Source organism: Nocardia asiatica NBRC 100129 (genome assembly GCF_000308415.1).
Classification (GTDB): Bacteria; Actinomycetota; Actinomycetes; order Mycobacteriales; family Mycobacteriaceae; genus Nocardia; species Nocardia asiatica.
The window spans coordinates 1-14545 of sequence record NZ_BAFS01000177.1; the positions used below are offsets into that span (position 1 = coordinate 1).

14 protein-coding genes are annotated in these 14545 nt (G+C 69.7%); 1 reads left to right on the forward strand and 13 read right to left on the reverse strand.

All coding sequences use genetic code 11. From position 1 onward, the window contains the following. From ON27_RS16815 to ON27_RS16875, 13 genes are all read right to left on the reverse strand, one after another. Positions 1–1283, reverse strand: a 1283-nt coding sequence (locus tag ON27_RS16815; RefSeq protein WP_043727591.1) for an SCO6880 family protein, incomplete at its 3' end; no start/stop codon positions are given. Next, positions 1280–2704: a conjugal transfer protein TraG N-terminal domain-containing protein gene (locus ON27_RS16820; RefSeq protein ID WP_245559984.1), complete on the reverse strand. Its 1425-nt coding sequence runs from the start codon at positions 2702–2704 to the stop codon at positions 1280–1282. The genes ON27_RS16820 and ON27_RS16815, both read right to left, overlap by 4 nt. A gap of 38 nt (positions 2705–2742) precedes the next feature. Then, positions 2743–3543, reverse strand: a complete 801-nt coding sequence (locus ON27_RS16825) for a DUF8175 domain-containg protein (protein WP_051046688.1) — start codon at positions 3541–3543, stop codon at positions 2743–2745. A gap of 23 nt (positions 3544–3566) precedes the next feature. Then, positions 3567–4379: a DUF8175 domain-containg protein gene (locus ON27_RS16830; protein ID WP_043727599.1), complete on the reverse strand. Its 813-nt coding sequence runs from the start codon at positions 4377–4379 to the stop codon at positions 3567–3569. Further along, entirely contained in the window at positions 4376–5032 is a 657-nt protein-coding gene (locus ON27_RS16835; RefSeq protein ID WP_245559985.1) for a DUF8175 domain-containg protein, read from the reverse strand. The genes ON27_RS16830 and ON27_RS16835 overlap by 4 nt, the downstream gene beginning before the upstream one ends. 28 nt (positions 5033–5060) lie before the next feature. Next, positions 5061–5336: a hypothetical protein gene (locus tag ON27_RS16840; protein WP_181724852.1), complete on the reverse strand. Its 276-nt coding sequence runs from the start codon at positions 5334–5336 to the stop codon at positions 5061–5063. An 8-nt stretch (positions 5337–5344) separates the two neighbouring features. Further along, on the reverse strand, positions 5345–5641 hold the full coding sequence (locus ON27_RS16845; RefSeq protein ID WP_043694168.1) for a hypothetical protein: 297 nt from the start codon (positions 5639–5641) through the stop codon (positions 5345–5347). A gap of 51 nt (positions 5642–5692) precedes the next feature. Further along, entirely contained in the window at positions 5693–6355 is a 663-nt protein-coding gene (locus ON27_RS16850) for a DUF6668 family protein (protein WP_043727602.1), read from the reverse strand. Continuing rightward, positions 6352–7230 carry a MinD/ParA family ATP-binding protein gene (locus ON27_RS16855; protein ID WP_043727605.1) on the reverse strand — a complete coding sequence of 293 codons (879 nt, stop codon included), beginning with the start codon at positions 7228–7230 and terminating at the stop codon, positions 6352–6354. The genes ON27_RS16850 and ON27_RS16855 overlap by 4 nt, the downstream gene beginning before the upstream one ends. 15 nt (positions 7231–7245) lie before the next feature. After that, the gene (locus ON27_RS16860; protein WP_043727609.1) at positions 7246–8208 is read right to left on the reverse strand and encodes a DUF8176 domain-containing protein; all 963 of its coding nucleotides are present in this window, start codon (positions 8206–8208) and stop codon (positions 7246–7248) included. A gap of 57 nt (positions 8209–8265) precedes the next feature. Continuing rightward, the gene (locus ON27_RS16865) at positions 8266–9864 is read right to left on the reverse strand and encodes a cutinase family protein (RefSeq protein WP_051046690.1); all 1599 of its coding nucleotides are present in this window, start codon (positions 9862–9864) and stop codon (positions 8266–8268) included. 300 nt (positions 9865–10164) lie between these two features. After that, positions 10165–12573: a RelA/SpoT family protein gene (locus ON27_RS16870; protein WP_043727613.1), complete on the reverse strand. Its 2409-nt coding sequence runs from the start codon at positions 12571–12573 to the stop codon at positions 10165–10167. A gap of 352 nt (positions 12574–12925) precedes the next feature. Further along, positions 12926–13903 carry an alkaline phosphatase family protein gene (locus ON27_RS16875; protein WP_051046691.1) on the reverse strand — a complete coding sequence of 326 codons (978 nt, stop codon included), beginning with the start codon at positions 13901–13903 and terminating at the stop codon, positions 12926–12928. 271 nt (positions 13904–14174) lie between these two features. Here ON27_RS16875 and ON27_RS16880 point away from each other — a divergent pair. After that, a partial coding sequence (locus ON27_RS16880) for a metallophosphoesterase family protein (RefSeq protein ID WP_245559986.1) occupies positions 14175–14545 on the forward strand: 371 nt, incomplete at its 3' end.

Consider the following 14545-nt stretch of genomic DNA (forward strand, 5'->3'; position numbering starts at 1 on the left):
ACACCGTGACCCCTGGCCTGCTCCTCGCGGGCCTGCTGAGTCGCGCCCACCCGCAGCGTCGCCGCGGCGGACACGACCCCGCGTTCGCTTTGCTGAGCCACCAGCGCGTTCTTGAAATCGTCGTCGACGATTTCGGCGGCGTCGGCGGCTGAGTGCGGACGGTACACGATCGCGATACGTTTGCGCGGTACTTCCGGATTCGGCGCCAGCAGCCGCTGCAGTACCCGCTCGTCCACCGCGCCCTCCGGAGCGGCGTCCATCTCCCAGGTGACCGACCGGCCACCGTCGTGCACCAGGTGATCCCACTTCTCGTCGTGGGACACCGGGCCCGCGTCCGCCCAATCCAGGCCGTGCCCTTCGGGTTCGCCCGCGGCAACTTCGAGATCCGCCTGGGAGGCGGGGTCGTAGCTGCGGCGGATGAACGAGATCACCTCGTCGGCCGACATCGGCTGGGCGCGCACACCGGCTTCGGCCAGCGCGGCGCAGATGCCGGGCAGGCGGCGGCCGATCTCGACGGCCTCCTCCGCCGGGTTCTTGCGGCGCTCGGCGGTGGTGGCCTTGAACGTGATCGCCACCCGCGGCAGCAATTGCACCCGCTCCTGCGGCAGTTCGGTGGCCAGCTCGTACATCACCTGCTGGGCCAGCTCCGGCGCCTCCGGCCTGGTGATCGTGGAAACCTCGGTGAGCAAGCGGTTTCCGGTCTCGGGCACGGTGTCGATGACCGGCACGACGGCGACGATGTCGCTGGTCTGCCCGACCGAGGCCAGGAAGGTGCCCCACGCCGACACCCACCGGTCGATCACGGGCTGGTCCACCGCCTCGTGCCCCTGCGGCCACGCGCGCAGCACCACCGTGTACTGGGCGAACTGCGGGAGGTGGATCATGCCGAAGCTGTAGCCGCCCGCGTCGATGCCCTCGTACAGCTTGGAAGGCGCCAGCAGACCGGGCAGGCGGGTGACCCCGCCCGGGATCCGGGAAAAGCGACCGCCGCGGTACACGTGCTCGCCGCGATTGCGGGAGCGCATCCAGTTGAACATCATCAATCCCGTCTCGTAGCCCGAACGACCTCCGGTCCGCCATACCAGCGGGACCATCACGACGACACCGGCGCCGCCGACGATCATGCCCCACTGGAAGCCGCCGACCATCGCGGTGATCAGCGCCGTGATCACGACCGCGAAGCCGAGAACGGTTTCCTCCCAGCGCAGGCCGAACAGGCCCGCGCTGCGCGGCTTCTGCCAGAGCCCGTACGAGCGCCGCTCGTAGGTGTCGGTGAGTGTCATCGCGGAATGGTGCTCCTCCCGAGGTCGGGTGAACGGTTCGTCCAGCGGTCGCCCGCGACGTCACCCATGGCTTGATCGGCCCTGTTCAGCCCACCGCTCGCGGCGCGCGCCGCCCCGATCCGGCCGGCCGCCCTGGCCGCTCCGGACGGTACTCCGGCCGCGCCCGCAGGTCCGGAGGCGCGCGGGGCCGCGCCTCCCTGACCACCGCCGCCGCCGCGCGGCGGGGTCGGCCTCGGCACGCCGCCGCCACGCGGACCCGCGCCACCGGGCCTGGGTCCGGTCCCGCCGCCGCTCACATAGCCGGGCGCACCCGCCGCGGCGGTGCTCTTGACGCCGACCGCCTTGGTGCCCATGGCGCCCAGGCCCGCGACCGCGATCAAAGTGCCGCCGGCCGCGGTGAATCCGGAACCGCCGCTACCGACGATGGCGACGGCCGGGGTGACCAGTCGCATGAGCGCGGGCAGCACGAACGCCACGCTGCACAGCAGCACGATCGCGACCAGCATCCGCTGGGCCTGCTCACCGTCGGGCAGACCACCCGTGGGAGTGAGGCCGTCGACGTGACCCGCCGTGGTGAAAGCGATCATGTAGACGATCGCCGCCACCGGTTTCCACAGCATGAAGGCGATGATCCAGCCGATGAGCTTCTGGTAGGACTGCTTGCCGATGTTCATGCCGGAGGCCGCCGCCGCCAGCGGGAGCACCCCCGCCGCGATCACCAGCAGGCCCTGCCGGACGATGGCGAGCACGATCTGCGCGAGTGCGCCGAGCAGGCCGACGATCGCGATGATCAGCACCAGGCCGGGCGAGAACGCCTGCAGCTTACTGGTCTTCACCATCAGCTCGGCGAGGTCCTTGGCGTTGCCGTTGGTCGAGTCGTCGATGATCCACTCCGCGAAGCGGTCCGACGCCTGCGTGCCCGCGACGATCACCGCGCCGAGCATCCAGGAGCTGAACACGACGCGGGTGAACATCCGGAACGATTCGGCCGCCTCGTTCATCGCGGCCCCGCGTCTGGCTTCGGCCAAGCGCGCCCCGGAGAGGATCACCGACGCTATCAACAGCAGGATCTGCGCTTGATAGGTGTAGTCGTTGATCTTCGTGAACAGCGAGCCCGAATCGCTCACCGCCTCGTTGGGCACCTTCATCCAGAAGGTCAACGCCAGGATGATGGCCTCGCCGAGACCGTTCATCAGCGAATCGACCACCTTGCCGAAGGTCGAATCCCAGGCTTTGTCCTTCACCGCCGTCGCCGCCTGGTCCGGGTGCGTGGCGGCGTTGCCCGCCTTGCACGCGGCCGACGCGGCGTCACCGAGGGTGAAGCCGGGCAGTCCGAGGCCGTCGAGGGAGTCGTGGATCTCGTTGCACGTCTCGTCGAAGCCGTAGTTCTGGCCGTAGGCCACGGTCGGAGTCGCGATCATCACCGTGAAGATGACCGCGAGAATTGTGACTAGCCGCCTCACCATTGTGTCCACCCATCGATCGAACCGATCGTCTCGAGCGGCTGCGCGTCGCCCGCGGACGACTTCAGTCTCCAGCCACCGTCCCGCCATACCACGTTGAGTCTCATGGCCACCCAACTTCGCCCACCGTGCAGGAACTCACGGGTCTTGCGGGCGACACGAACAACAGCGAAATCGTCACCATAGCTTTCGATTCGGAATGCGTCGGACGCGTACAACAGTGGTTTGACACTCTCCGGCAGCACGTCCGGCACTTTGCCCTCGGCGATCTTGCGCTCTCGATCGGCGAGTTCCTCGGGCGTGAGGATCACCAACTGCCGCCACAGCGCGCGGTCGGTGGGCCGTGCCACGGTTCGCCAGTAGATCTGCTCGGCGGCCAGCGCGGCGCCCTGCGGTGTCCTGGCGAATCCCGACGGCACGCCGTTGTCGACGCGCGCCGGTCCGTCGGTCGTCGAGAACGGAACGACCGGGCCGCCGTACACCTGTTGCCAGCCGCCCGGCTGGTTCGTGCCGCCCGGCGCACCGGTCTGCCACTCCGGATCGGCCGGGGTCCGTAGCGCGCCCGACTGCGAAAGAGCCTGCCCGGCGGGGTCGTTGGGGATATCGAATCGATGCCCGAAGGAATCCTTGGCCGAACCCGCGAACGACGACCCGGAACTCCGCCCGCTCGGGTTCTCCGCCGATGTCGTCCGCGACACCTGCTCGTGCGGTGCGTCGTCCCGAACCGCGACCACGGTGACGACCGCGGCCAGCGCCACCGCGAGTACCGCACCGGCGCCCAGCACGGCCGACGGCATGCGCTCGGAAGACCTCCTGCGGCTCACCATCTCGTCCACCCCTGCAACGACTCGACGTACTCGGTCTGCGCATTGTTGGTGGTCGACGGCTTCAGCCGCCAGTCGCCCGCGTCCCACACCATGACCAGGCGCGTCGCCGCCCACAGCTGCTTGCCGTCCACGACCGGCCCCCTGGTGGCCAGCCGGATTATGGCGAGGTCGTCGGCGTAGTCGTCCACTTTGAACGCGTCCGACGCGACGAAGTAGCGGGTCACCTTCTCCGGCTGCTGCTCCGGCAGACGGTCGTCGGCCAGCGCTTTGTCGTAGGCGGCGATCTGCTGAGCGGAGACCCGCACCTGGCGCACGTACAAGTCGCGGTCGGCGGGACGCGCGTTGAGCCGATAGGTGATCTGGGCGGCGGCCAGCACCGCGCCCTGGGGGGTGTGCGAGTAGCCGACGGCCAGGTCGTCCTCGATCCGCGTCGGCCCGTCGGAGGTGGAGAACGGCACGGAGGCGCCGTACACCCGCTGCCAGCCGTGCGGTTCGGTGGTGCCTTCCGGCGCCGCGGTCAGCCAGTCGGGATCGCTGGGCTTGCGCTGCCGGGAGGGGTCCTGCGGAAGCGGTTGCCCCGCAGCGTTGTTCGGGACGTCCACGCGCCTGCCGAGGATGTCCACCTCCGGGGTCGCGAAGCCGGTGCCGCCGGAGCCCTCGGTGACGGCGGGTGCGCCGCCGACCTGCTCGTCGTCCCGGCTGACGAAGACGAAGATGCCGACCACCACGATGAGCGCCAGCACGGCGGCGGAGGCGACCACGCCGAAGGAGACACGATCGCGCGCGTACGACTCCCTGTCGCTCACGTCGGTGCCTCCAATTTCACGATGTCGGGGGGTAATGCGTCGATCGAATCGATGGGCCGGACGGTCGAGTCCGGATCCGGCAGTCGTAATCTCCAGTCGTCGCCGAACCACTCCACGGTGGTGTGGTGCACCGCTTTCGAGCGGTCGGAGTATTCGGTGTACACCTCGACGGTGGACTGCCGCTCGGTGTATCCGGTGATCTTGTAGCCCAGCAAGCGGGGTGCGAACTCCGGGCCCGCCGGTCCGGTGATGGACAACTGCACCCGGTTGATCGCCCACTCGTCCTTGGCGGGCCCGGGAACCACCTCGCGCGCCGCCACTTTCGCCCACTGGGTGTCGGCGGCAACCGCCAGCCGCACCGCATGGGTCAGCGCGGCGACGCCCGCGCCGCGCGGCGAGTGCTCGAAACCGGTGGCGGCGCCGTCGGCTGTCGACCGCGGGCCCTGGTCGGTGTGCGGCAGCGAGACGCCTTGGAACGGCTGCCACCGCACGTTGGTGGGAGCGGCCGTGAGGTCCGGCCCCGCCGAGTCCTCGCCGCCGCCGCAGCCGACCGCCGCGAACAGCAGCGCGGCGCCGACGACTCCCGCCGCGGGGCGGCGGATCTCGCGCCGCCACACCGGGGTGTCCTCCGGCCGCAGAACTGTCGAATTCATTCCCGCGTCGTCCCCGTCCCGCTCCGGCTCACGCGGGCAGGAACGCCAGGGCGATCCCCGACGCCGTGCTCGCCACCACAGCTCCCAGCAGACTCATCAGGACGCCGTGCGAGGCGTCGTTCATGGCCAGATCGCTACGGAAGGTCAGCCACAGCTTCCCCGCGGACACGATCATCCAGGCCAGGCACACCAGCAGGACGAACCACAGCAGCCAGTTCAGCAGCTGCATCAGCGGTGCGAGAACGTCGGCGGGCATCTGCTTGTAGGCCAGCGGCTCGGCCGCGAGCATGCGCACGGTACTCATCGCGGGCATCAGGTGCCGATGACGGCGTTCATGATGGTGCCCGCGCTGGTGGCGACCACGCCGCCGATCATCGCGCCCGCCACCATCTTCGGCGACTCCAGACCGCCGCCCGTCCACTTCTCCCAGGCGAACCGGCCGCCCGCGTAGACGATGCCGCAGATTCCGGACAGCAGGACGAACCACGTGAGATACCGCACCAGCTGCAGGATCTTCTCCGAGCCCGGCGGCGCCTCCGGCGTCGGATTACCGACTTGCGCGAGTACGGTGCCGTACGTGTCCTGCACGGCGAGGAGGAGCATGCTCATCGGGTGCCTTTCTCGAATAATGGGTGGTTGTCGCCGTTTCGATGCGGACGTTCACTCGTCGGGCGGCTTGCGCAGATCCGGTGACCGGCGGTCGTAGCTGGCCTCCTCCAGTGCCGTCCGAGCGGCCGCCACGATGTCGGCGCCGAGCTCCCGGACATCGAGCGGGACTTCCTCCAGCAGATCGAGCTTGCGCTTGCGCGGCGGCAGCGGATCGCCGGGCGACCACACCGGCAGCTGCTCCGGTTCGACCAGCGTCCACTCCTCGTACCACGGCACCTGCCACACCTGTCCGGCGAGCGATCCGACCACGTCGCGGTAGCGCCGGATCTCGGGAGCCATCCGGCCGGGGCGCGCGGCGACGGTGATCAGGCCGAGCACGTCGGAGGGACCGGCGAAGCCCGAAAGATGTTGGCGCAGAAGATCGTGCGCGCGGGACAGACCGGCGATGGTCTCCCTGGCGACCAGGACGACGAAGGGACTTTCGCGGTCGAAGACGCCGGGCCAGCGGCGGCCCGAATCCGCCGCGGGCGCAAGCACATGCGCGAGGGTACTGGCTCCGGCACCCCCGTGCACACCCAGCAGCCACACCAGCGGCGCACGGCCGACGCCCGGTACCGGACGGTCCCAGATGGCGGCACGGCGAGACTCCGGCGGGGCGATCACACCGGCGGGCGTGGGGTCGGGCTGACGCGGAAAAATCATGGCGGCGGTCATGATGCCACCCCGGCGAGCAGGCTCCCATATGCCCGGCGCGTCTCGGCGGCCAGCGAGGCGTGCCGCACGAGTTCACCACGGGCCAGGTGCGGATCGTAGGGAATCTCCAGAATGTCGCGGACCCAGCCGGACAGGTGCTCGCGCAAATGATCCGCTACCCGGGAATCGTCACCCGGGTACTGGTGCGAGATGACGATGGTGGTGTCGCCGACCACGCCGCCGCCGTGCCCCTCCCCCGCGTCGCCGAACTGATCATCGAGCCATTCCAGGGCGACCCGCAGCCGGTTGGCCGCGTCGGTGCGGGCCGGAATGGCAAGCACCAGAGCCACATCCGCGTCGTCGAGCAAGGGAAGCAGTTGCCTCGCGGCAATCGGGTGCCCTCCGTCGTAGACGGCGGTGTATCCCGCGTCGTGCACCGCCCGCGCCACCGTGAGATAGGTCGCACGCCTGCGCAACGGCGCGGCATCCCGCCAGAGCAGACCGATTCCCGAGGTCGCGCGCGACAGGCACTCCTTCAACGGCGCGGGCTCGTCGTCACCACGCCCGTACAGCCAACTCTGCAGACTGATCGGGTGCAGATGCTCGTCCGCGCCGCGCAGCGCGAGATCGCTGCCCGCGGAGGTGGCGTCCACCGCGACCGTCGGCGTCCCGCCCGTGCCGAGTTCACCCGCCAAGCCCAACGCCGTCGTGGTGGTACCCGCGCCACCGCACCCACCGACCACCAGAATCGGCCGCTGCGCCGGTTGATCCGCCTCGGAGCCGCCACCCTTGCCGCGCCGCAACCGCACCACCGGAGCCTTGGAACGCACCGGCCGGCCCGACGCCGCGCCCTCGCCGGGCGTCTCGTCGAGCCAGCGGCTCCAGTCCTCTCCCATCGCCTCTGCTCTCCTTTATCCGGCCGCGATACCCGTGATCAAGGTGCGGCCGTCGATCACCGCGGTGGTGACCGTCTGTCTGTTGTACGTGGCGGGCACGCCGCCGGGCCGGTACTCGGTCACCTCCACCGAATACCGGTTGTCACCGCTGCTCACGATCCGCACGCAATGCGCGGTGCCCACCGGGACCGAGTCGATCCCCCGCTGAATGACCCAGGCGGGCTGGACGTCGGCATCCGGCGCGACGGCCGCGCGGGCCCGTTCACCGGAGCGTTCGACGTAGTACGCGTACTGGAACGACAGCACCGCGTCGGGTCCGGAGCCCGTGCCGCCCGCCTCCGCGCTGCGCACGACCCCGTCGGTGCGTTCGGTGGGGCAGGCGCCCGCGCTGATCGCGCGCGGATCGGCGCCCGCCCGCGCGCCGCCGACGGTGAGCTGCACCGACTCGGACATGTGCGAGTCTCTCGGCGAGGCGGCGCGATCTGCCGCGGTGCGCAGCAGGAGCAGCACGCCCACCGCGGCCACAGCGATGACCAGCACCGCCACGATGACGATGATCAGCAGTCGCGCCCGGCGCACGGCGGGGTGGGCACGGGCGGCTTGCCGCAGCGCCCGCGACACCGCGGGACGCGGGCGGTCCTCCGGTTCGCGTTCGTCGTCGTCGGCCCACGGGAACGGACCGACCGTCGGGGGCGCGACGTAGTCGTCGTCGGGACCGGGCGCGTGGCCGGTCACGACCCAGTCCGACCATCCGCCGGTGAACTCGCTGCGCTGCGCGGGCAGATCCGCCGGGACCTCGTCGGGTCTGCGCTGCCACGGCTCGTCGTCGTCGCGAATGTAGTCCGGATAGCGGGAAGGCCCGTCGTCGTCCGCGGGGGCGATGACGTTCGGCTCCGCACGCTTGCCTGTCTCCGGCGCGTCGGCCTCCGGCTCCAGAGCGCCGTACCAGCGGGAAAGCTGTTTGTACGACTTCAACATTCCCCCATTCCCGCAGAGCAGGGCACGCAGTATCGCATCGTCGGACCCTCTCGGCGATCAGTTCGTGGAGAACGGGTAGGCGTCGGGTATGCCGGGTCGGTCGGTGGGCGGAATCGATGTCACGCCGCCGGATGAGGCGCCATCGGCTCCTGTCCCGAACGGAAATTGTCCCGTACCGGACGAACTCGGCGTGGGAGACGCGCCGGAGCCGTCCCCGAAGAATCCGGTGGGCTGCTTCTCCAGCACGCCCCGCGGCTCGGCATTGCCGCCGAAGGCGTCGGCGACGTCGCGGGCGACCGCCGCGAACCAGTCCGCCACGAACTGGGTGGGCGCGACCCCGTTCGCCGAGACCGTCGCGCTGCCGTAGCCGGTGTGGCGCGCAACGGTGTCCCAGTAGCGCACCCAGGTGGTCGTGTTCAGCAGCTCGCTGTTGTCGGTGACGTTCTGCACCACGGCGTCGAACGCCTGGGTGACCAGCCGCACTCCGGTGGTCGGCGGAATCAGCTGGGGAATGGCGCCCAGCAGCTTGGCGCCGAGCAGCAACAGCGCGGCGGGCGGATTCGCCAGGCCCGCGGTGGCCAGCTCGGAGATGTTCGCCGGGGCGATGACCGCCCGGACCACCGCTACCACGGAGTTCAACCCGATCATGCCGACCTTCAGCAGCGCCTGCAGGGCCGCGGGCAGATTCAGCGGCGTGCGCGGGTCCGAAGCGTCGGCCAGACGCTGCGAGATCGACTTCTGCGGCGAGATCGCCAGTGTGGCCAGCGAATTGCCCTGGACGTCCTCGTCGACCACTCGGGCCGCGGTCTTGATCGAGGTGAACGCCAGCGCCTGCGCGATCGACACCAGCGAGGCGATCGGGTCGCCACCGCTGAGCTTGGACTGGCCGACCACGTTGGCGACCGCTTTCAGGATGGGCGCGCCGTCCGGGGCGTCGCAGGCGAGATCGCCGGCCGCGCAGAAACTCGCCACCCGGCCGGTGAGCGCCCCGAAATTGGCGGCCTTGTCCCGTTCCGGGCCGATGCCGCCGCCGGTGGCGGGCGCCTGCGGCAGGGCGGCGATGGAGCCGAGCCGGTCACCCGAGGTTCCGGGGGCGGGGTCCGGCGTCGCCTTGCCCGGCGACCCGGGGAACAGCGGCGCGCCCGGATTGCGCGTGGGATCGCCGAACAGCGCGACGGCGGCGACCTTCTCGGCGGGCAGTACGCCGCGGCCCTGGCCGATCTCCTGGGCGAACATCGACGCGACATGCGCCCCTTGCGAATACCCGACGATCGCGAAGCGGGTGTTCGGGCAAGTGTCCGCGACAGTTCCGGCCATGCTCCGCAAACGGTCGAGGCCGCCGGCCACCGATTCCGAGTAAGGCGCCGCGCCACCGGCGGTCACACCGCCGAAGCCGGATTCGTATGGCACATAGGCCCGGTCGACCAGACGGGTGTCGGGAGCTTTCGCCATCATCGGGCGGAAGACGGTGGAGAGCATGCCGGTGTCGGTGGTGGGCGCCGCGTCCGGCGAGGACTCACCGGTGCCCTGAATTCCCAAGGCGTACAACGCCGGACAGGCCGCGAGACGAATGTCGGTGGACGGACCGGCGGGCTGCGACGGCTCCGCCGCGGCGACACCTGCGGTCGCCACAGCCACGGCGAGTGCTACCAGCATCCCCGAGAGTCTTGCCGTGTATCCAGTCATAGCGATCCGCAATCGAGTCGTCTGCCGCAGCCACCAAAACGCCATGAAACGCAATAGACGGTAACAGATTCCGGCTATTACTGCCGCATCGACGGAAAACTTCCGTGACACGCCGACATGAACGCGACACACCGCGGCGCGTTCCCCGACTCGGTCCGACAAGTTTCCGACAACCGCGGGCCTAAGGCAACCCACGGCCCCGCTGGGGCGCGCGCGAAACCCCTTGCGTCGACAGTTAATTAATAGCTATCGCCAGTGCGGAGACGGCCGTCAGGCCGCCGAGGTGACGCGGTAGACGTCGTAGACGCCCTCCACGTTGCGCACCACGTTGAGCAAGTGCCCCAGATGTTTCGGATCGCCCATCTCGAAGGTGAACTTGCTGATCGCCACCCGGTCGCCGTGCGTGGCCACCGACGCGGACAGGATGTTGACCTTCTCGTCGGCCAGCACCTTCGTCACGTCCGACAGCAGCCGTGTGCGATCGAGCGCCTCGATCTGGATGGCGACCAGGAACACCGAGGACGGCGAGGGCGCCCAGGAGACCTCGATGATCCGTTCGGCCTGATCGCGCAGCGACCCGGCGTTCGTGCAGTCGGTGCGGTGCACGCTCACCGCACCGCCGCGGGTCACGAAGCCCATGATCTCGTCGCCGGGCACCGGGGTGCAGCATTTCGCCAGCTTGGCGACGGTGCCCGGGGCGCCGGGAATCAGCACGCCCGCGTCGCCGGTGACGCGCTGCCTGCTCGGCGTCGTCGACGGGGTGGAGCGCTCGGCCAGCTCGTTCTCCACGTCGCCGATGCCGCCCAGCTGGGCCATCAGCCGCTGCACCACGTGGTGCGCGGAGACCTGGTGCTCGCCGACGGCGGTGTAGAGCGTGGAGATGTCGGTGTAGTGCAGCTCGTGGGCGACCGCGGTCATCGCGTCGACGCTCATCAACCGCTGCAGCGGCAGCCCGACCCGGCGGACCTCCTTGGAGATCTGCTCCTTGCCGCTCTCCAGCGCCTCCTCGCGCCGTTCCTTGGCGAACCACTGGCGAATCTTGGCCTTGGCGCGCGGCGACACCACGAAGTTCTGCCAGTCGCGGCTGGGTCCGGCATTCTGCGCCTTGGAGGTGAACACCTCCACGACCTCGCCGTTCTCCAGCTGTCGCTCCAGCGCGACCAGGCGCCCGTTCACCCGGGCGCCGATGCAGCGGTGGCCCACCTCGGTGTGCACGGCGTAGGCGAAGTCCACCGGCGTCGACTTCTGCGGCAGCGTGATGACGTCGCCCTTCGGCGTGAAGACGAAGATCTCCGGCGACTTCAGGTCGAAGCGCAGCGACTCCAGGAACTCGGCCGGGTCGGCGGCCTCGCGCTGCCAGTCCAGCAGCTGGCGCATCCACGCCATGTCGTCGACCTCGGCGGTGTCGTTGGAGTGCTTGCCGCGGGTCTCCTTGTAGCGCCAGTGCGCGGCGATGCCGAACTCCGCGGTGCGGTGCATGTCCTGGGTGCGGATCTGCACCTCCAGCGGCTTGCCGTCCGGCCCGACCACGGTGGTGTGCAGCGACTGGTAGACGCCGTAGCGCGGCTGGGCGATGTAGTCCTTGAACCGGCCCGCCATGGGCTGCCACAGCGAGTGCACCACACCGACGGCCGCGTAGCAGTCGCGTACCTCGTCGCACAGGATGCGGATGCCGACCAGGTCGTGGATGTCGTCGAAGTCCTTACCCTTGACGATCATCTTCTGGTAGATCGACCAGTAGTGCTTCGGGCGGCCCTCGACGATCGCGTTGATCCGGGAAGCGGCCAGTGTGTTGACGATCTCGGCCCGCACCCTCGCCAGGTAGGTGTCGCGGGAGGGCGCGCGGTCGGCGACCAGCCGGACGATCTCGTCGTACTTCTTCGGGTGCAGGATCGCGAAGGCCAGGTCCTCCAGCTCCCACTTCACCGTCGCCATGCCGAGGCGATGGGCCAGAGGCGCGATGACTTCCAAGGTCTCCTTGGCCTTCTTGGCCTGCTTCTCCGGCGGCAGGAAACGCATGGTGCGCATGTTGTGCAGCCGGTCGGCCACCTTGATCACCAGCACGCGCGGGTCGCGGGCCATCGCGATGATCATCTTGCGGATGGTCTCCGCCTCGGCCGCGGCGCCCAGGTTGACCTTGTCCAGCTTGGTGACGCCGTCGACGAGGTGGGCGACCTCGGAGCCGAAGTCCTCGGTGAGCTGGTCGAGGCTGTAGCCGGTGTCCTCCACCGTGTCGTGCAGCAGCGCGGCCACCAGCGTGGTGGTGTCCATGCCGAGTTCGGCGAGGATGTTGGCCACGGCGAGCGGGTGGGTGATGTAAGGGTCGCCGGATTTGCGGAACTGGTGCTTGTGCCGCTCGTCGGCCACGTCGAAGGCGCGCTGCAGCAAGGTCAGGTTCGCCTTCGGGTACAGCTCGCGGTGCACGGTGGCCAGCGGCTCGAGCACCGGCTTCACCGCTGCGATACCGCGCTGACCGGTCATGCGGCGGGCCAAGCGCGCCCGCACCCGACGCGAAGCCGAGGTCGGGACGGCCGCGGAGGCGCCCGGCTGACGCGGCGGCGCGGCGTTCGCCGGTGGGGCCGGTTTCGGGGGCTGCGCGGCGTCGGTGGCGCCCGCACCGTTCGACTGCGGGCCCGACGTCGATTGCTCGACCTTCGCCTCGCCCAGATGCTGAGTCATGCCACCACCTCTCCGCGCCTCGATCGGACCACCCTATCCGACCGGTGCAACCTCCCGGACCACCAACTTTAGTCCGGGCGGAGCCCCGACGTCCGCTCAGCTAACGAAGGATGCGCACCGGCGTCGACGGGTGTCGAGGCCGGGAGGTTCCGGGCACACCTTGCAACCGGTACATACCGGGCGCACTCGATCTGCCGAGCACAGCTCCATCCCCTCGGCACCGTGCACCGACCACACGGCCGGACCGGTGCCGACCAGCGTTTTCAGGCCCGTCAGGCCAGCAGCGCCGGATTCGATATCGAGTTCTGCCCGGGACAACCGAAGACCGTTCAGCCGACCGGTCCGGGCTCGGTCAGCGAACGGCGGCGGGCTGAGGCTCGGCGAACGGCGAGTGGGCGGGCACGGAGTCGGGCACCAGGGAACGCCCGTCGACATCCGTGGTGGGGGCGACGTCGAGGATGTCGAGCACCGTGGGCGTGATGTCCACCAAGGTCGCTCGCGTACTGGTGGCGCCGGGCGGGAAGTCGGGGCCGCGAGCTATGACGAAATTGGTCGTCTCGTCCGCCGACTGGCCGCCGTGCCCGCCTTTCGCCGTGTGACCGTGGTCGGCGGTGACGAGCACCGTCCACCGTTCGGCGGGATGCGCGGCGGCGCGGGCGTCCACGGCGGCGACGATGCGGCCGACCAGCGCATCGATGCGCGCCACAGCGTCGAGGTAGGCGCGCGAGGCGCCACCGGCGTCGTGACCGGCGCGGTCCACCTGGTCCAGATGGGTGAAGAGCAGATCTGGCGCGAATCGGCCGATCGCGGTGACCACGGCGTCGGTGGTGGCGGCATCGGTGCGGGACTCGTCGGGATCGTCCGGCGCGGGAGCGGTGGAGACGACGACGTCGGCGCGCGGACTGCCGCTGCCGGTCATGGTCGCGATCTGGTCCCAGGTCGCGATGGACTGCGTCTTCAGCCCCGGCCGGGCGCGTTCGAGCTGGGTGAAGACCGTCGGGTACCGGGTGAACGGCGCGGCGGTGAACCGGTTGTCCGTGATGCCGTGCTTGCGATCCCACACGCCGGTCAGCACGGTGGCCCAGGAGGGACCCGAGATGGTGATGTGCGGAGCGATCGAGGACCGGCTCAGTAGGCCCGCGCCGCTCAGCCGCAGCAGATTCGGCGCCTGCGCTTGCTCGATCTTGCTGTACATCAGGCCGTCCAGGCCGATCACGACCACTTTGGCCGCCTGCGCCTCCCCCTCGGCGACGCCGGCCGGACCGGACAACGGAAGGAAAGCGGCCGCCGCGACGGCGGCAACTTTCGGCAGCAGTCGCGCTCGGCTCATACCGCGAACCATGCGGGATCATCCGGCACGGGCGATAGCTCGCCGCAGTGGAGTTCACGGACGTTTCATCGTCGGCCACATTGCCCGTAGCCTCACTGAACAGTCCTTGAACAAGGCATAGCCGAAAGCTATATCCCAACTTCACGTTCGGCCGCGGTCCGGTGAACGCCGCGTTTCCGGCGGGCGACGCGATCAGCGTGCCCATCGCGCACCACCGGCGGTGCGACACCGTCCCTTGACACGGCCTTCGCCGATATGGCTGGCTGGCCTCGTGACCGTAGGATGCATACGCGTCGCGGCCGTCGGCGACCTCCATATGCGCGCGGCCGTCGCCGGACGTTTCCGTCCCGATTTCCTCCGTCTGGCCGCGGACGCCGATGTCCTTTTGCTGGCAGGCGATCTCACCGATGGCGGCGCCGAAGCGGAAGCGGATCTGCTGTGCGCCGAACTCGAGGGTCTGCCGGTGCCGGTGGTCGCGGTGCTGGGCAATCACGACCACGATCGGAGATCGGGATACCGGATCGCGGCGCGGCTCACCGAGCTGGGCGTCCATGTGCTGGACGGCACCGCGATCACTCTCGAGATCAACGGAATCCGGCTCGGCATCGCCGGAGTGATGGGCGGCAGCGGTGGTTTCCCCGG